This window comes from Desulfoluna sp. CYM3A, from assembly GCF_056829965.1.
Window position 1 is genome coordinate 3141006 of the sequence record NZ_CP186556.1, and the last position, 16517, is coordinate 3157522.

Below are 16517 nucleotides of genomic sequence, written 5' to 3' on the forward strand. Positions count from 1 at the left end.
AAGGGCACTGAAACGAAAAAAACCCGTCCCCTGTCTCAGGGGACGGGTTTTTCTTCCGTCCGACCACGCCGTTCGCCTCAATCGGCGATCCGGGTCTTGGGGTGGGCCTTTTCCCACAGGTACCACGAGGTGTCCTCATGGCCAATCTCCGGGAGCCGTTTTCCGGCATGGGGCCCGTCAATGGCCAGGAGCCCCTTTCCGTCGGGGTACCACAGGCTGCCGCTCTCCTTGTCATAGAGAACAAAAGTATCCCCATAGGTCCACCCCGAAGGGGCAAGGGTCAGGGGCTCTCCGTTCAGTTCTCGGCTGTACACAGCCGACAGGTCCACGAGCGGTCAGTATGCCGCCGCAACCCAGACGTCTTTCAGTCTGGTATTCAGGATCTCATGGCGCGCCAGGATCCTCACCGAGACAGCCCGGGCCTCCTCATCCGACCCAAACCCGATGACCCTCTCCCGGTCCCGGACATCAGCCGGTGCCGAGGAGAAAGCCCTCTCATCCAGGGGAACAATGGCATCCTTTCCAATGCCGTATTGGAACTTCTCCGGCTCAAATCCCAGGGCCTCGGCCTGGGTTACCTCCCACCGGTCGCCCAGGCGGTCCACGATCCACACACGGTCTCCCCTGCGCTCCCGGCCTGGCCCAGTGACCGGGGCACTCCATATAACCAGGGCCAGCACAAAGGCCCATACTCGTTTCCATCTGATGTTCATTGAAAGCCTCCCTTTGCCCGATTCCGGGCGCATGATACGCCCAGTATACCATGGGGTACCCTGCCCGGTCACCTGAGGGCAAAGCTTATCAGGGCCAATGCATTCAAAAAATAAGTTGCCCCCGGCAGGGCCGCCGGAGGCTGCCATCTTAACCTGAAACACAGCCAGGAAACGCCCCCGCCTCCTGTGGTACACTCAAACCATGGAAAACAAACCCACATACGAAGAGTTGGAAGCCAAGGTCCGCAGCCTCGCCGCCATGCTGGAGGACGAAGGACGGGTGGTGCAATGGGAGGTCCTGGGGCACCTGGCCCTTGCCTGGGACCGGAACGGGCCGCCGGGAATCGTGGAAAACAAGGACCTGGCAGAAGCCCTGGGCCTGGGCAAGGCTGCGGTGGCCGTGGCCCTGAAGCGGCTGTCCACCCTGGGCATTACCGACCACGACACCATGGGGTATGCCTCGTACCTGACCCAGGAAGGCTACGATATCGCTAAACAGCACGACCGCACCGTTCCCCTGGAAGAGCAGATAGAAATGGCAAAAGGAAAGCGGGTTAAAGGAAACTGGGGGAAAAAGCGGAGAAGGAAAGGGGCTAAGGGCTAAGGGCTAAGGGCTAAGGGCTAAGGGCTAAGGGCTAAGGGCTAAGGGCTAAGGGCTAAGGGCTAAGGATAAAAAACGGCAGATATAAGGTCAAGGGCTCAATGGCTGTCGTCGCATAAGTGAAAAGCTTACCGGGACAGATAAGGCTTGAGGGCCTTAAAAAAATGGTCCGCCATGATGCCGTACCCCTTGTCGTTGGGGTGAATCCTGTCGCTCATGAGGCCTGGCTTGCCCAGAATACCCTCGAAGATGTCGGGCACCAGCACCGCCCCCATGGCGTCGGCTGTCTCCCGGTACCCCGCTCCAAAGTCGCGCCCCCAGAAAGGGATGTCGATGCCTCCCAGGATCACCATGGCCCCGCTCTCTTGGAGCACCCCGATGATGGACGCCAGGTTTTGAAAGGCCTGATCCCTGTCCACCCCGTTTTTCAGGTCATTGCCCCCAAGGGTGATAAGCACGATGCCGGGTTCGTACCCCAGCACATCATCAAGCCGTGCCATGGCGCTTCGGGTCGTCTCCCCGGGGACTCCCAGGTTGATGACCTCCCGCCCGATACGTGCCGAAAGCTGGTCAGGGTAGGAGCCGCCTTGCCCGGCGCCGACCCCGGAGGTGAGGCTGTCGCCGAAGGCCACGATGGTGGAATGGATGGGAGGTGCGTTGCGGACAGACCGGTGGGTGCCCGGCCTGCGGAGAGACCAGACAGCGACAACAAGAACCAGCACGATGGCAATGAAGAGGATGCGTTTGCTCATGACCGCCCCCAATCAGGGCTGCCCCAGGGCAACCCGTTCAGCACATCTTTCAAAGGAAGGTCTGCCAACTTAAGAAGCAACGGTTCAGCAGACAGCAACGGCAAAAAACATTCCAATGGTCCAGTCGGTGCCGCCATTGCCATAGCGTAACGTGCAGGAGCGGCAGCAGCCGATAAAAACCGGACGCACGTCAGGCGCACCCGGGACGACTGGTTATACCGGCTTTCGAATGAGACGGGAAAAAGAGCGTTCCACTACCTCAAGGCCGCTTCGGATGTTGCTCTGGAGCACGGAACGAACCTGCTCCTCATCCTTGGCCTTGATGGCCGCAAGGATCTGGCCATGCTCGAAAGAGAACTTGTGGCAGTCGGTGATCTCCTGGCGGTAAAGATTGAGAAAGGTCTCCACGGATTCGATGAGCTTGTACACGATGGAGCAGAGGTGGGGAAGATTGGACGCCTCGTAGATGGTCTTGTGAAACTCGCGATCCAGGGTGTAAAAATCCGCGTCCACACTGGCCATGCGGCTGTGGAGTTCTTCGAGTTCGGCGATCTTTTCGGGGGTGATGTTGTGCATCGCCTCCACGGCGAGCTGGGATTCCAGGTCCACGCGCATGTCGAAGATAATGGAAATCTCTTTGCGCGAAGGCGGGCTGGCCACCACGGCGCCCTTGTAGGGAATGTTCTTCACCAGACCAGATCGGTCAAGGCGCATCAGGGCTTCCCGGATGGGCCCTCTGCCGATGCCCAACTCCGTTTCAAGGTCCGACAGCACGAGCCGGGTGCCGGGCAACTTCACACCCGTAAGAATCATATCACGAATCTTTTCATAAGCCACAAGGGACTTCATCGAAGATACATTGTTGTCCAAAGTCTTTTCTCCTGCCAGTCGGAATCTTAAATACGCGACGTAAGTAAAACAAAAAAGGGTCCTGCCCGGAACAGGCGGCCCGGAAAAAATGGGTTACTCCCCAGGGAGCAGATTACCCCGCCGCTGGTAACGCGGCAAACGACAAGGGTGTGAGAAAGGGTCGCAAGGGCAGGATCAGGACTTGAGTTCAAAACTGTCCTTTTTAACACACCCTTGTTTATTTCGTACAGCCCTCTTTGTCAAGGTGCGGATAACTCGGTATGGGGCATCTTCCCCTCACGGGCAACCGCCACAATCTCCCGGGCAAGGACATCGGCTGCATCCACGCTGCGGATGGGCAGCTCGCCCCCGCCGATGATACCCAGTTCCGTGCATCCGAGAATACCGACCTCAGCGCCCTTGGATGCCAGGTGGGCACAGATGTCCGAAAAGTCCTGCCGGACTTTGTCGCCGGTCTCACCGGCCTTGACACGACGGATCACCCCCAGGAGCTGATCCTGGACCGGTGCGTCGGGGTAAACCACGTCCACGCCACGCGCGGCAAAGCGGGTCTCGTAGAGTTTCGTGATCAAAACGGCCGTGGAGGCAAGGACCCCCGCCTTTTTGATACCGGGGTTGTTGGTCACCACCGTCTCCACCACAAGGTCCACGAGATGGACCACGGGAATAGAGACCGCATCGGCCACATTGTAATAATAATGGTGAGCCGTGTTGCAGGGGATCACGAGAAAATCGGCTCCCCAGGCTTCGAGGCGCTTGCCCATGTCCGCCATGCAGGGCCCGGGATCTTCCCCGTCCCCGTCGATGATGGCCTTCATGCGTGAAGGCACCTTGGGGTTGTTGTCCACGATGCATCGCAGGTGATCGACATCATCCAAAGCAGGGGTCAGGGCGATGATGCGCTGCATCAGGTCAACCGTCGCTTCAGGCCCCATGCCTCCCAGGATTCCCGGAATTTTCTCCGCTCCGGGCTGCTGACACGTTTTTTCCATCTTGTCTCCCAAAGACCGGATCGGCCGCTTGGCAGCCATCCGGCATCACGTCGTATGGTCTCCCATACAAACCAAAGCCCCATAAACGAAATGCCGGACGGCCCGAACCGCACAGGAGAGCAGGGCTGCACACTGATCCGTTACGGAACAGTGGTCATCCTAACACGCTACGCACGGAACGTGTCGAGGTATGCGTAGAGGGCGGGGGAACCGCCGGTGTGCAGGAACAGCACGTTGGAACCTTCGGGGAAGGCGCCTTTGCGTACGAGGTCAATGAGACCTGCTGCAACTTTACCGGTGTAGACGGGGTCGAGGAGGATGGCTTCCTCGGCAGCGAAGAGCTTCACTGCTTCTACCATGGCATCGGAGGGTACGGAGTAGCCGGGGCCAACGTACTCGCCGTAGCACTTAACGGCGTCACGCTCAATGCCGCCTTTGATGCCCAGCAGCTCAGCAGTTTCCTGAGCCAGCTTGTAAACACCAGGCTCCTGATCGGCTGCAGGCTTGGATACGTCAATACCGGAAACGGGAATGTTGGCGTTGGTGCCGGTCATACCGACAACCATACCTGCGTGGGTACCAGCAGAGCCGGAGGGAACAACCACGTGGTCGATCTTGAGGCCCATGGTGTTGAGCTGGTCCATCATCTCTTCAGCACATGCGGCATAACCCAGGGCGCCAATGGCGTTGGAAGCACCGCCGGGGACGATGTAGGGTTTTTTACCGGCAGCTTTGAGCTCGGCTGCGGTTTTTTCCATTTCAGCCATCATATTGGAACCACCCTCAACAACACGCTTGGTTTTAACACCGAGCAGTTCGAAGAGGAAGTTGTTGCCGCTGCCGTCTTCTTTGTAAGTGCCTTTTACGCGCTCTTCGAGGACGAGGTGGCACTCAAGGCCTTCTTTAGCGGCCCAGGAAGCAGTCAGACGGCAGTGGTTGGACTGGATGGCACCACAGGTAATGATGGTGTCAGCACCCTTTTCCAGAGCGTCGGCAATGCAGAAGTCAAGCTTACGGGTCTTGTTGCCGCCGGAAGCACCGGGGAGCAGGTCGTCACGCTTGACGAAAAGGTTCACTTTGCCGCCGAGGGCTTTGCTGAGGTTTTTCATGGGCTCAATGGGAGTCTGACCCTGGAGGTAACCACGACGGGGAAATTTAGTGAAATTCATTTTCGTTAAGTCCTTACTAATAAGTAATGAATATTTACCGGATCTATCTGCAAGGTCCGTCAGTCGGGCGAGGTGAACACCACCGTCGCCCGAAACTCTTTTTCTTTTTACAGTGCGATGATCGCTTCGACTTCGATATCGGCGCCCAGGGGCAGCGCAGCAACCTGGAAGGCGCTGCGAGCGGGGAAGGGCTCGGGGAAGTACTCGGCGTAGACGGCGTTTACCGCCTGGAAATCAGCGATGTTTGCCAGGTAGACGGTGGTCTTCACGGTCTTGGCAAGGGTGGTGCCGGCTTCTTCAGCGATGGCGGCCAGGTTCTTGAAAGAAGCATGGGCGCGCGCTTCGATGGAGCCTTCGGGCATTTTGCCGGTGGCAGGGTCGATGGGAAGCTGGCCGGAAGTAAAGAGAAGTCCACCGGCAACCACTGCCTGGGAATAGGGACCAACTGCGGCGGGCGCATTGTCCGTATGAATTGCTTTTTTGCTCATGGGTTCACTCCATGTTGTACGTTGTTCCGCAAAATCCGCGTGAACACGTTTTGGTTGCACGTTATATATAGGCGCCGACCGAGTCGGCGCGTGTTATCAAAGAAAAGGCCCGGTGGATTAGAATCCCATGGCCCGGGGCAGCCACATCACGATGGTGGGGCAGTAAGCCATGATGAGAATCACACCGATGGTAATGGCGCAGAAGGGAAGAGCCTTCACCGAGATCTCTTCCAGTGTCACCCCGCCGATACCGGAGGCGATGAACATGTTCTCTCCCAGAGGCGGTGTGGAGAAGCCAACGCCGCAGCAGCAGACCAGAACGATACCGAAGTGGATGGGATCCACGCCGAGGCCGGTCATGATGGGCAGAAGAACAGGTGTTACCAGCATGATGATGGCCAGGGTCTCCATGAACATCCCCATGAAGAGGAGGAAGAGAACAACCAACAGCCAGATAACATGGACGTCGGAGGTCACGGAGAGCAGCAGCTCGGCAATCATGTCGGGAATTCGGTACTGAACCAGGAGGCGACCGAAGGCGTAAGCGGTGAACATGATCACAAGCACTCGACCGGTAAGCCAGCTGGTGGTCTCAAGGGACTCCATGAGTCCTTTGATGGTGAGCTCCTTGTAGATGAAGATGCCCACGAAAAGCGTGTAGAAGATAGCCACGATGGCTGACTCGGTGGGGGTAAACATACCGGAGTAGATACCGCCGAGAATAACCACGGGCGCCAGGATGGACCAGAAGCCCTCTTTCATGGTCTTGCCAACGTGCTTCATAGAGAGGCTGGGCATGCCCTGGCCGTACCCTTTGCCGCGGCAGCGGAACACATGAACGATGATGAGGCCCACGGAGATGAGGAGGCCGGGAACAACGCCCGCCATGAACATCTCGGTAATGGATTCCTGGGCAGTAACGCCATAGATAACCATGGGGATACTGGGGGGAATGATGATGCCCACACCGCCGGATGCGGCGGTTGCAGCCGATGCGTAGCCGGGATCGTACCCGCGCTTGATCATGGCCGGAATCATGAGCATGCCCACAGCCGCTGTCGTTGCAGGGCCGGAGCCGGAAATCGCACCGAAGAAGATACAGGCCAACGTGGTGGAGATGGCAAGGCCACTGTCAAGGGACCCGACCATGGACTCGGCCACCTTCACGAGTCGACGTGAGATGCCCGCACTCTCCATCAGCGCACCGGAGAGCACAAAGGCCGGAAGGGCCATGATGGGGAACTGGTTAACCGAAGAAAATGCAACCTGTACGAGGGTAGAAAGGTCCTGACCCACCGTAAAGAAAGCCGCCATGGCTGCCACGCCGAGTGACACCATGATGGGCGCGCCCATAAAAAGCAGAGCAGCGAAAGAAATGAACAGAATACCTGCAGCCGACATGTCCTTTTCCTCCTAAGACTTTTCTGCTTCAGAGAGCATTTTTTGGGTTTCCTCAAGATCCACGGAATCAACATCCTTGATTTCGATTTTGAGAATGTATTTCATGATGTCCACCTGGATGATTCGAATGGTCATCAGGGCAAAACTGATGGGGAAGATCCAGTAGACATAGGCCATGGACCATTCAAGGGCGGGAGAATGAAAGGGGAACTCGGTCAGATCTCGAATGACCTCGATACTCTTTTTGATCATCACCACGTTGAAACAAATCCAGATCAGGTCTGTCACCACCATGGCGACGTCCTGCACCAGCCTTGGGAAGCAGCTTGAACTGAATCATCACGCGGTTGTGAGCTGCCAGTCGAGCTGCATAGGCTGCGCCGAAAAAGACGAACCAGACAAACGCAAATCGGGAAATCTCTTCACTCCAGGGAATAACGTAGTTGAAACAGACTCGAAGTGCGATCTGAAGAAAAAGAATGACAACAAAGAAGCTAAGCAAAATCTGGCATATATAGCTTTCAATATTATCTAAAAATTTAAGCAAGCGCTTTGCAAACATGGGGCTTCATCTCCTCACCCGGTTGAGCACTGGGCGGCAAAAGGGATCGTAGAGTCCCTTTTGCCGCCTTTTCTAATCAGTTACTACTGCTTACCGAGAGCTTTGAGAACCAGGTCGACGTTCTCTTTGCCACCGATAAAGTCGTAGTACTCAGGCCATACTTTTTCGATGGCCAGTTTTTTCCACTCGGCTTCGTCTTCGAGAGTGCTGACTTCAACACCACCCTTGATCATGCCCTGCTTGGCATGCTCAGCTTCGAGGATCTGGAAAGCGATGCAGTACTGCTGCGCTTCGATACCTGCACGGGTGAGGAGTGCACGGGTCTTCTCGTCGTACTTCTTCCAGGAACGCTCACCCACGATGAGGGGCTGCAGAGAGTACTGGTAGTGTACTTCGGTCAGGTAGTCCTGAACTTCATGGAACTTGGTGGTGTAGTTTACGATGTAGGGGTTTTCCTGACCGTCGACTACACCCTGCTGAAGGCCGGTGAAGGTCTCAGACCAAGCCATGGGAACGGGGTTTGCGTCCCAGGACTTGAGGGTTGCCATGATGATTTTGTTCTGGGGGATCCTGATCTTGAGGCCCTTCACATCAGCAAGCTTCTTAACGGGACGCTTGGAGTTGGTGATGTAGCGGAAGTTGGAGTAGGTCCAACCCAAGATACGGAAACCACCTTTTTTAATAGCCAGTTCGTTCCAGTGAGCACCGAGGCCGCCGGTGGTTGCCTGGATGGCATCGTAGTGGCTTTCGATAAGGTAGGGCATGGTGAGGGTACCGAGCTGCTTCACGAAAGGCACAGCGTTGCCCACACCGATGAACGCCATGTCAAGGGTACCGCGACGAGAGTTCTGGAGCATCTCGGTCTCGGTTCCAAGCGCACCGTTGGGGAACAGCTGAACTTCGATTTCACCGTTGGAAAGGGACTCGACAATCCACTTGAACTGCTTAGCCATAGCGCCCTGATCGGATTCAATGGCATCGCCCATCCCTACTCGGAAAATCTGCTTGGCGGATGCACCCTGAACGGTCATCACCATGGCGAGAACTGCGATGGCGGTGATACATAATTTCCTGAACATCACTTCCTCCTAACTTCGTTGTGTCAAAGGTTCCGCCACCCTTCCCTGGAGGCCGGAGCTCAAGTTACACATATCAAATGTATACATTTGACACATATAGAGTAATCCGGTCCCTGGACCCCAATGAAGGAGACGGGTCCCCTGTTGCCAGGGGACATCTTCGCATGCGGGCCACCCCCGCACGCAAAACGTGACATGCTGAGTCTCAGCTGGCAAGCGTTTTGTTACCGTTTTTTTTACGCCGTGGGCTGTGCATGCTGTGGTGAATCACGCAGTGCCCTTAAAAACGGAGACGGGAAACAACCCATTCCAACTTCGCCTGCACGGCCCTCCCCTTGTGGAAAGACCGTTTTCTTTTTTCATGCTGCCCTCGACCCGTGCTGCGGATCGAGACATCATCAACCATGATGCTGCCGCATGACAGGTGCCGTCTCATATGGCGTTTGCGCCATCGCCATGGTCTCTGCCGGTCTGGCCACTGACTTCGGGGCCGGGCGGCAAAAACGTGGACGGTACCCTATGTTAAGCTGAGGCGGTTTCGCTGCCCCTCAAATCCAGGGGACGCCGTGTGCCCGTTACCGGGCCGCACATGTCCGCATCAGCATGCAAAAAACTCAATCACCGGATCCTCAGACACCCAATCGAGCAAGGATCACGCATCCACCCTTCTTATTCAAAAGCGGAACCGGACAGGAGGGGCGAAGGGGGGAGCCCTTCCTGTCCCACACTGCTGATCTAAGAGAGGGTCTCTTCGGCAACATCCCGAAGAATCTCTACAATCAGCCGACAGTCGTCCAGGTCAAAGGTCAGGGGTACCCGCATATCGCACATAACAGCGAGAACGCGGTTGGTCTCTTTGAGTTCCGGAAGATTGCCGAAGTATTTCCAGCTCCCGTAGGCGCTGGTAAATCCGACGGGCTCGGAATCACCGAACCACTTCAATTCCACGCCGCGTTTCAGGGCAGCTGCCAGGAAGTTGCGGATGGTGGTCTCGTCCTGTCCCACAAGGGAAAACTGAATGGAGCTTCCTACGTAGGTCTCTTTTTCAGGACGCTTGGGGCAGGTCATCCCAGGGATTGAATTGAATCCCTCTTCAAGGACCTGATACCTCTCGTTCCAGCGCTTGCACTGGTTGTCCAGATCGCGAAGCTGATAACGAAGGAGAGAGGCCCGAAGGTTGTCCATGCGGCTTGAATAGTTGGGGGTAAGCTTTTTGACCTTTTCGAACACTTCCATGCCGGGACGTGAGGTGTGCTTCTCGTAGAGCATGTAAGAACCGGAATGGATGATGGCGCGGGCAATGACATCGGGATCGTCGGTGGTCAACAGGCCGCCTTCCCCGGAGTTCATGTGCTTGTAGGTCTGGGTGCTGAAGCAGCCCACCTTGCCGAAGGAGCCGGACTTCTTGCCGTCCCAGTACGCTCCCATGGTGTGAGCGCAGTCCTCGATGAGGACAAGCCCGTGCTTTTCACAGATCTCCATCAGGCGATCCATATCGGTAAGGTGACCGCGCATGTGAGAGATGAGGAACCATTTCACATCGGGGTCTGCCGCTTTCTTCTCCAGGTCCACCAGGTCAATGGTGTAGTCGTCGGTGATCTCGACAAGAACGATTTCGGCACCGGCGTTGTGGATGGCGCCGGGAACCGGTGCCAGGGTGTAAGCGTTGCAGAGGATCTTGTCTCCGGGCTCAACCCCAACGCTTTTCAATGCGAGGTACATGGCCATGCCGCATGAGGCGCAGGAGAGGCAGTACTTTGCGCCCATATAGGCTGCAAACTCCTCTTCAAGAAGAGCGGCTTCGCCCTTCTCACCGGCGCTGACATTGTAACGGTGAAGCTTGCCCGTGCGCATGATCTCCACGGCACGTTCAATGGACGCTTCACTGATGGGTTCCTGCTGAGTAAATTCCTTGGTAAACCGTTTGACGGATGCGTTTCCCATGCGACCTCCTGAATATCTCAAAATCAGGGGCGGGAAGCGAGCCAACGCTCCCCGCCCCATATCGTCTACCATCGGCTCAAAGCCGAACAGACCTTAGTACTTGGTCTGGTTGTACACTTCAAAGTCCCACTCTTCGTTGGGGAAGAACTTGCGCAGACGCCAGTCGCAGGCGCGGGCGTGGCCTTCCATGCCCTCCACGCGGGAGAGACGGGAAGCAGCACCGCTGACGACCTTGTTGGCCTCGGGCTTGATCTCCTGGTAGGTCATGATCTTCAGGAACTTGTGTACGTTCAGGCCACCGGACATGTAACCGGCCTTCTTGGTGGGAAGGATGTGGTTGGTGCCGGAGCACTTGTCACCCTGGGGTACGGTGGAACCTTCGCCGAGGAAGAGTGAACCGTAGTTGGTGAGACGCTGGGTCCACCAGTCGAGGTCTTCAGCCATGACCTGTACGTGCTCGGAAGCGTACTGATCGCTGACTTTGGCAACCTCTTCACGGTCTTCGCAGAGAACGATCTCACCGAAATCCCTCCAGGAGGTGGCGGGGGTGTCGGGATCGGGCATGTCGGCGATGACTTTGGGCATCAGCTCGTTGACCTTCTCGGCCAGCTCGCGGCAGTCGGTGTGGAGCCATACGGGAGAGTCGAGGCCGTGCTCTGCCTGGGAAACCAGGTCGATGGCTACGGTCATGGGATCGGCGGTCTTGTCGGCGATCACTGAGGACTCGGTGGGGCCGGCGAAAACGTCGATGGCGCAGCGGCCGGTACCGGCCAGAATGGCTTTGGCTTCAGCAACAAAGGCGTTGCCGGGGCCTACGAGGATGTTTGCGGGCTTGCCGCTGAAGAGACCGAAGGCCATGGTGGCAATGGCCTGAACACCACCCATCTCGATGATGATATCGGCGCCGGCAAGTTCCATGGCGTAAACAACGGCAGGAGCGATGCTCTCACCACGGGGGGGGGAGCAGGCAACAACAGTTTTGACGCCGGCAGCCTTGGCAGTGGCCACACTCATGATGGCGGAGCAGGCGTGGGCGAAACGACCGCCGGGAACGTAGCAACCGGCCACTTCCATGGGGATGACCTTCTGGCCGAGGCGAACGCCTTCGAGGGTCTCTTTCTCGAACTCAACGATGCTCTCACGCTGGGACTTGGCAAAGCCAAACACCTGATCGTAGGCAAACTTGAGGTCGTCCTTAACACGCTGAGGAACCTGGGCGATGAGGGCCTGCTTCTTCTCTTCGGAAAGGATGAAATCACCTTCCCAGTTGTCGAATTTCTTGGCCAGTTCGCGAACCGCCTCTTCGCCGCGGGCCTCAATGTCCTTGAGGATCCCTTCAACGATGACGCGCTTCTGGTCGCTTACTTCTTCAAAGCTGAGTTCTGCTTTTTTAATGTACTCCATTGCAAAAAATCTCCGTAAGTAGATCGCTTTGTATATTGGATGTCAGAAATTTCCCGTCGGTATGGAGTAAATTAGCCAGTCCAGATGAACATTGTCAATGATTTTATAAAATCTTTTTAAAAATTTCTTTAAACTTTCGTTAAAACATTTTGATCAGCTTCAAATTCAGAACGAAATATCCGGAATAGATCCAAATAGATGCTACCGACATGCGAAACGTTCCCTCCCCTGTACGGCGACTGTCCGAACACGAAACAGCGATCCACGTTAATTTTTCCTACGGACAGCACCTCCCATTGCCCACAGGAGCAACAGCGCTAGAGGAACATCATACCACATGGCCCACCCACCACATATATTTAATGGTATAAGCGACCCTGCTTTCTATATTGCGAAAAACATTTCAAGATTTCCCATATTATAATATACATACCACCATAAAGGAATTTCCCCAACCTTTCACCAGGGGCTGGACCACGTTTACGGAGATTTTCGGCACATTTTTTGAATGTCCCAATAGGCGAACCATGGAAGAGCTACCTCCCCGAAGGTACGGTAATGGCTCGGACACCTGAAGGGCCCTCAGGGTGAATCGACGGATAGCCAAGCCGTCCCGGGTCCATAGCCGCTTCCGGTGGGGTACACGCATGAGACTTCACCATGGGGCCCCATGAATGAAACAGCGTCAGCGGCATGGCCCACCGGCCTCGAAATTGTTCGAACATTTCGAAACGCCCCTACCCCATTCCAGCGAAGGGGCGGGCACATGTACTCAATTCGACCGACAGGAGTAGACAGAGAGCCCACAAGAACAGACATGCAGAAGGAGATATTCAGCTAAGCTCCAGCACCACAAACCGTCGAGGCACCGCGCAACCCCTTTAAGATTTGCGTAAAATATTTTATAAAAAATGTTTTAACATTTTATTAGATTTTTTTCATAAAAGAACTTGACGGCCACAGAAAAAAGACTCATAAACTTAGTCAAACGAGCCGAGGGAACATTTTCAACCGCCCGCCCATCGGCGTCGGATGTGACCAAAAAAGCCAACACGTTTAGATTTCAGGAGGTGTAGTATGGACGGCAAATCTCTTATTTTAAAAGCACTCAACCACGAAGAGGTTCCCCGCACACCCTGGGTCCCTTACACAGGCGCCCAGATCGCAAACCTCAAAGGGTATGCTGCCGATGAAATTTTCAAAGATGTCGACAAACTGGTCGAATGCCTTCTGGAAGCCGAAGCGCAATACGCACCGGACGGACTGCCCGTGATGTTCGACCTCCAGGTAGAGGCCGAAATCCTCGGATGCGACCTCAAGTGGTACCCCAACACCCCCCCCACGGTCTGCAGCCACCCCCTTGCAAACGATTTTACCGTCCCCACACAACGCCTGACCAAAGAGGACGGCCGCATCCCCATCATCATGGAGGCCACCAGGCGCCTCAAGAAAGCCAAGCCCAACATCGCCCTTTACGGCCTGGTCTGCGGCCCCTTCACCCTGGCGTCCCACCTTCGCGGCACCAACATCTTCATGGACATGTACGACCAGCCCGAAAAGGTGAAAGAGCTCATCAACTACTGTGAAGAGGTGGTCAGCGAGTACGCAGGTTTTCTCATCGATGCGGGATGCGATGTCATCGGCGCCGTGGACCCCCTGGTCTCCCAGATCTCTCCGGCCTCCTTTGAGCAGTACCTGACCGAGCCCTTTACCGCGTTCTTTGCCAAGGCCCGTGAGCGCCAGGTCCCCTCCAGCTTCTTTGTCTGCGGCGACGCCACCAAGAACATCCCGGCCATGTGCAAGACCCGCCCGGACGCGGTTGCCATCGACGAGAACGTGGACATCGTGGAAGCCAAAAAGGTCACCGACGAGCACGGCATCCTCATCTCCGGCAACCTCCAGCTCACCATCACCATGCTCTTCGGCACCCAGCAGGACAACCAGCAGGCCGCCATCGACCTGATGGACTCCCTGGGCACCAAAGACTTCATCCTCGCCCCGGGCTGCGACATGCCCTTTGGCGTGCCCCCGGAGAACATCGTGGGCGTTGGCATGGCCGTCCACAACAAAGAGGCGGTACGCAAGGCCCTTTCCACCTACATCAAAAAAGATGAACTCCCGGAAATTGAGCTGCCCGACTACGACAGCCTGGACCACGTCCTCATCGAGGTGGTCACCATCGACTCCCAGACCTGCGCTGCCTGCGGCTACATGGTGGCATCCGCCAACGATGCCGCCGCCCCCTTCGGCGACAAGGTCAAGGTGGTGGAGCGCTCCATCATGTACCCTGAAAACGTGGCGTTCATGAGCAAAATCGGCCTGGCCAACGCACCGGCCATGCTCGTTCACGGAGAAATCAAGCACATCTCCCTGATTCCCACCAGTGAGACCTTGACCGCAGAAATCAACGCAGCTATGAAGTAACCGTACCACGCCGCGGGAGGCCCTGCGCCCCCCGCGGCGTTCTCGAACGTTTCGTTTTACCGACCGACGGGTGTGGCGTACCAGGGCAGCCCCAAGCCCGCACCACCCGCACAACGCAAGGGCATTCTCCATCCCAAGCCCCACACCTTCTCTACCGTGGCCGTTTCCGACCGAGAATCCCGCCCAAGGACCTTGTGTCCCCAGGAATACGACCATGACCGTTACCATCACCGTCTCCCACGACAAAAAAGAGACCGTCCTTGAGGTCCCCAAAGACAAACCCCTCGTCGCCGCCCTGCGGGAAGCCCGGCTCATCGTGGCCCCTTGCGGCATCGGCAAATGCGGAAAGTGCAAGATCATCTGCAGCACCAGCCCCACGGACGAAGAGAGAAGCCTTTTAACGCCCATGGAGTTGGACGCCGGTATTCGCCTTGCCTGCTACACCTGGCCCGAAGAGGGCATGCGCATCACCGTTGCTGACCGCCAGAACCTCAAAGTCCTGACCCGCTTTCGCACGCAAACCTACGACCATGTGCCTGTCTTGACCAAGCGCCCGTTCCGGGCAGAGGCCCCGGCCATTCTGGATCAGTCCCCGGACCTGGACCGCCTCATGGCCGCCGCCGGCGCTGGGGACCATGCCCTGCCCCTGTCCCAGCTGTGCACGCTCCCTGATTTTCTTCGCCGCCACGGATTCGCCGGGCAGGCCGTCCTCCACGGAGAGACCCTGGTGGGCATCAGCGACGAAGAGAGCCACCTGGGCCTCATCGTGGATATCGGAACCACCACGGTTGCTGCCATGCTCGTGGACCTGAACACCGGAAGCACCGTGGGAGTCAGCGGCTCCCACAACGCCCAGGCCCCCTTTGGCGCCGATGTGATGACCCGCATCCAGTACAGCATGGAGCACGGCACCGAACCCCTCACCGCCGCCGTGACCGACCAGCTCAACACCCTACTGGCAGGGCTTCTTTCCGCCGCCGGCGTCAGGGACGTCAGCCTCATCGCCCTGGCCGGCAACACCACCATGATGCACCTGCTCTGCGGCATCTCCCCGGAGTTCATCAGCAAGGCCCCCTTTATCCCCGCCACCTTAAACGGGATGCACATGCCCGCCCGGGACCTGGGCATCCTCTCGGACGGGCGCGCCTTCCTTCTTCCGGGGGTCTCTGCCTACATCGGTGCCGACATTGTCGCCTCGCTTCTGGCCACCGGGGCCATTGGCAAGGAAGAGACCTTCCTGCTGGCCGACATCGGTACCAACGCCGAGACCGTCCTTTACGCAAACGGCGTCTGCTATGCCTGCTCCGCTGCGGCCGGGCCCTGTTTTGAAGGCGCCAACTTAAGCTGCGGCATGCCGGGCCAGCCCGGCGCCATCGACTCGGTGTTCAAAACCGACGAGGGCGTGGGCCTCACCGTCATTGACGACCGCAAAGCCACAGGGCTCTGCGGCTCCGGCGTCATCGACGCCATCGCCCTGCTTCTGGAGGAAGGGGCCATGGACCCCACGGGACGGCTCCAGGCAACAGGCTCCCTGGCCGAAAGCATCGACGGAGAGAAAAACGAAATTCGCCTTCACCTCACCCCGGAGGTGGCCCTCACCCAGAAGGACATCCGGGAGGTCCAGCTGGCCAAGGCCGCGCTACGGGCCGGCATCGAGATCCTCATGCAGGAGGCGGGCATCACCTGTGACGACATCGACACCCTCTACCTGGCCGGCGGCTTCGGATCGGCCATCCACCCGGAGAGCGCCGCACGCATCGGCATGATTCCCCACGGGCTTCTCAACAAGATATCGGTGCTGGGCAACGCCGCCTCCTTCGGCGCCCTCCGTTATGTCACCGAAGCCAGGGCCGTGGAGACGGCCGATGCCATCCGCCGCAACACCCGCCACATCGAACTGTCGGCCCACAAGGGATTCAGCGGTGAGTACATGAACCGCATGGTCTTTATCGAGGATTAAGTTCCCCCGGTGCACACACCCCCGTCTTCCAATGCACATCCAAAGCGACCCGCTGAGTAAACCCGGCCCCTTCCCAGAGGCCGGGTTTCTTCTTTCCTTCCCAGACTGACACATGCCACTGAGCCCCGACGCCCCCCGCGACAAAAAACGGCACACAA

Annotated in this window: 15 protein-coding genes; 3 read left to right on the forward strand and 12 right to left on the reverse strand. The window is 57.2% G+C overall.

The features are described from left to right. Positions 1-77 precede the first annotated feature (77 nt). Positions 78-860: a DUF3179 domain-containing (seleno)protein gene (locus ACOYW1_RS16000; RefSeq protein ID WP_482423743.1), complete on the reverse strand. Its 783-nt coding sequence runs from the start codon at positions 858-860 to the stop codon at positions 78-80. Positions 861-915: 55 nt separating this feature from the next. Here ACOYW1_RS16000 and ACOYW1_RS16005 point away from each other — a divergent pair, with 55 nt between their 5' ends. Continuing rightward, a complete protein-coding gene (locus tag ACOYW1_RS16005; protein ID WP_482415695.1) occupies positions 916-1317 on the forward strand; it encodes a helix-turn-helix domain-containing protein in 402 nt (133 codons plus the stop codon). A gap of 125 nt (positions 1318-1442) precedes the next feature. Here the strand turns inward: ACOYW1_RS16005 and ACOYW1_RS16010 are convergent, their stop codons facing one another. The 11 genes from ACOYW1_RS16010 to hisD all read right to left on the reverse strand — a co-directional run bounded on the left by ACOYW1_RS16010 (position 1443) and on the right by hisD (position 11975). Continuing rightward, a complete protein-coding gene (locus ACOYW1_RS16010; RefSeq protein ID WP_482423583.1) occupies positions 1443-2066 on the reverse strand; it encodes an arylesterase in 624 nt (207 codons plus the stop codon). 213 nt (positions 2067-2279) lie between these two features. Next, positions 2280-2915, reverse strand: a complete 636-nt coding sequence (locus ACOYW1_RS16015) for a GntR family transcriptional regulator (RefSeq protein ID WP_482418851.1) — start codon at positions 2913-2915, stop codon at positions 2280-2282. 260 nt (positions 2916-3175) lie between these two features. Next, entirely contained in the window at positions 3176-3928 is a 753-nt protein-coding gene (cuyB, locus tag ACOYW1_RS16020; RefSeq protein ID WP_482415693.1) for a cysteate racemase, read from the reverse strand. Positions 3929-4095: 167 nt separating this feature from the next. Beyond that, on the reverse strand, positions 4096-5097 hold the full coding sequence (gene cuyA, locus ACOYW1_RS16025; protein ID WP_482423584.1) for a D-cysteate sulfo-lyase: 1002 nt from the start codon (positions 5095-5097) through the stop codon (positions 4096-4098). A 107-nt stretch (positions 5098-5204) separates the two neighbouring features. Continuing rightward, positions 5205-5585, reverse strand: a complete 381-nt coding sequence (locus tag ACOYW1_RS16030) for a RidA family protein (RefSeq protein ID WP_180143332.1) — start codon at positions 5583-5585, stop codon at positions 5205-5207. A 117-nt stretch (positions 5586-5702) separates the two neighbouring features. Further along, on the reverse strand, positions 5703-6986 hold the full coding sequence (locus ACOYW1_RS16035) for a TRAP transporter large permease (protein ID WP_482423585.1): 1284 nt from the start codon (positions 6984-6986) through the stop codon (positions 5703-5705). 12 nt (positions 6987-6998) lie between these two features. Next, complete coding sequence (locus tag ACOYW1_RS16040) at positions 6999-7280, reverse strand: TRAP transporter small permease (RefSeq protein WP_482423586.1); 282 nt, start codon at positions 7278-7280, stop codon at positions 6999-7001. After that, on the reverse strand, positions 7171-7548 hold the full coding sequence (locus ACOYW1_RS16045; protein WP_482423587.1) for a TRAP transporter small permease: 378 nt from the start codon (positions 7546-7548) through the stop codon (positions 7171-7173). The genes ACOYW1_RS16040 and ACOYW1_RS16045 overlap by 110 nt, the downstream gene beginning before the upstream one ends. Before the next feature lie 83 nt (positions 7549-7631). Then, a complete protein-coding gene (locus ACOYW1_RS16050) occupies positions 7632-8627 on the reverse strand; it encodes a TRAP transporter substrate-binding protein (RefSeq protein ID WP_482415689.1) in 996 nt (331 codons plus the stop codon). A 735-nt stretch (positions 8628-9362) separates the two neighbouring features. Next, positions 9363-10571 carry a DegT/DnrJ/EryC1/StrS family aminotransferase gene (locus tag ACOYW1_RS16055; protein WP_482423588.1) on the reverse strand — a complete coding sequence of 403 codons (1209 nt, stop codon included), beginning with the start codon at positions 10569-10571 and terminating at the stop codon, positions 9363-9365. Between the two features lie 93 nt (positions 10572-10664). Continuing rightward, on the reverse strand, positions 10665-11975 hold the full coding sequence (gene hisD / locus ACOYW1_RS16060; protein ID WP_482423589.1) for a histidinol dehydrogenase: 1311 nt from the start codon (positions 11973-11975) through the stop codon (positions 10665-10667). Between the two features lie 1077 nt (positions 11976-13052). Here hisD and ACOYW1_RS16065 point away from each other — a divergent pair. Both ACOYW1_RS16065 and ACOYW1_RS16070 read left to right on the forward strand, forming a co-directional pair. After that, on the forward strand, positions 13053-14399 hold the full coding sequence (locus ACOYW1_RS16065) for a uroporphyrinogen decarboxylase family protein (RefSeq protein ID WP_482423590.1): 1347 nt from the start codon (positions 13053-13055) through the stop codon (positions 14397-14399). Positions 14400-14613: 214 nt separating this feature from the next. Then, complete coding sequence (locus tag ACOYW1_RS16070) at positions 14614-16359, forward strand: ASKHA domain-containing protein (protein WP_482415685.1); 1746 nt, start codon at positions 14614-14616, stop codon at positions 16357-16359. Positions 16360-16517 lie beyond the last annotated feature (158 nt).

What these genes read in the sequence shown, in the direction of transcription:
- cuyB (WP_482415693.1), bottom strand. Translation starts at nt 3,928, where the DNA reads ATGGAAAAAACGTGTCAGCAGCCCGGAGCGGAGAAAATTCCGGGAATC.
- ACOYW1_RS16040 (WP_482423586.1), bottom strand. Translation starts at nt 7,280, where the DNA reads ATGGTGGTGACAGACCTGATCTGGATTTGTTTCAACGTGGTGATGATC.
- ACOYW1_RS16045 (WP_482423587.1), bottom strand. Translation starts at nt 7,548, where the DNA reads ATGTTTGCAAAGCGCTTGCTTAAATTTTTAGATAATATTGAAAGCTAT.
- ACOYW1_RS16065 (WP_482423590.1), top strand. Translation starts at nt 13,053, where the DNA reads ATGGACGGCAAATCTCTTATTTTAAAAGCACTCAACCACGAAGAGGTT.
- ACOYW1_RS16055 (WP_482423588.1), bottom strand. Translation starts at nt 10,571, where the DNA reads ATGGGAAACGCATCCGTCAAACGGTTTACCAAGGAATTTACTCAGCAG.
- ACOYW1_RS16050 (WP_482415689.1), bottom strand. Translation starts at nt 8,627, where the DNA reads ATGTTCAGGAAATTATGTATCACCGCCATCGCAGTTCTCGCCATGGTG.
- ACOYW1_RS16030 (WP_180143332.1), bottom strand. Translation starts at nt 5,585, where the DNA reads ATGAGCAAAAAAGCAATTCATACGGACAATGCGCCCGCCGCAGTTGGT.
- cuyA (WP_482423584.1), bottom strand. Translation starts at nt 5,097, where the DNA reads ATGAATTTCACTAAATTTCCCCGTCGTGGTTACCTCCAGGGTCAGACT.
- ACOYW1_RS16010 (WP_482423583.1), bottom strand. Translation starts at nt 2,066, where the DNA reads ATGAGCAAACGCATCCTCTTCATTGCCATCGTGCTGGTTCTTGTTGTC.
- ACOYW1_RS16035 (WP_482423585.1), bottom strand. Translation starts at nt 6,986, where the DNA reads ATGTCGGCTGCAGGTATTCTGTTCATTTCTTTCGCTGCTCTGCTTTTT.
- ACOYW1_RS16015 (WP_482418851.1), bottom strand. Translation starts at nt 2,915, where the DNA reads ATGAAGTCCCTTGTGGCTTATGAAAAGATTCGTGATATGATTCTTACG.
- hisD (WP_482423589.1), bottom strand. Translation starts at nt 11,975, where the DNA reads ATGGAGTACATTAAAAAAGCAGAACTCAGCTTTGAAGAAGTAAGCGAC.
- ACOYW1_RS16005 (WP_482415695.1), top strand. Translation starts at nt 916, where the DNA reads ATGGAAAACAAACCCACATACGAAGAGTTGGAAGCCAAGGTCCGCAGC.
- ACOYW1_RS16070 (WP_482415685.1), top strand. Translation starts at nt 14,614, where the DNA reads ATGACCGTTACCATCACCGTCTCCCACGACAAAAAAGAGACCGTCCTT.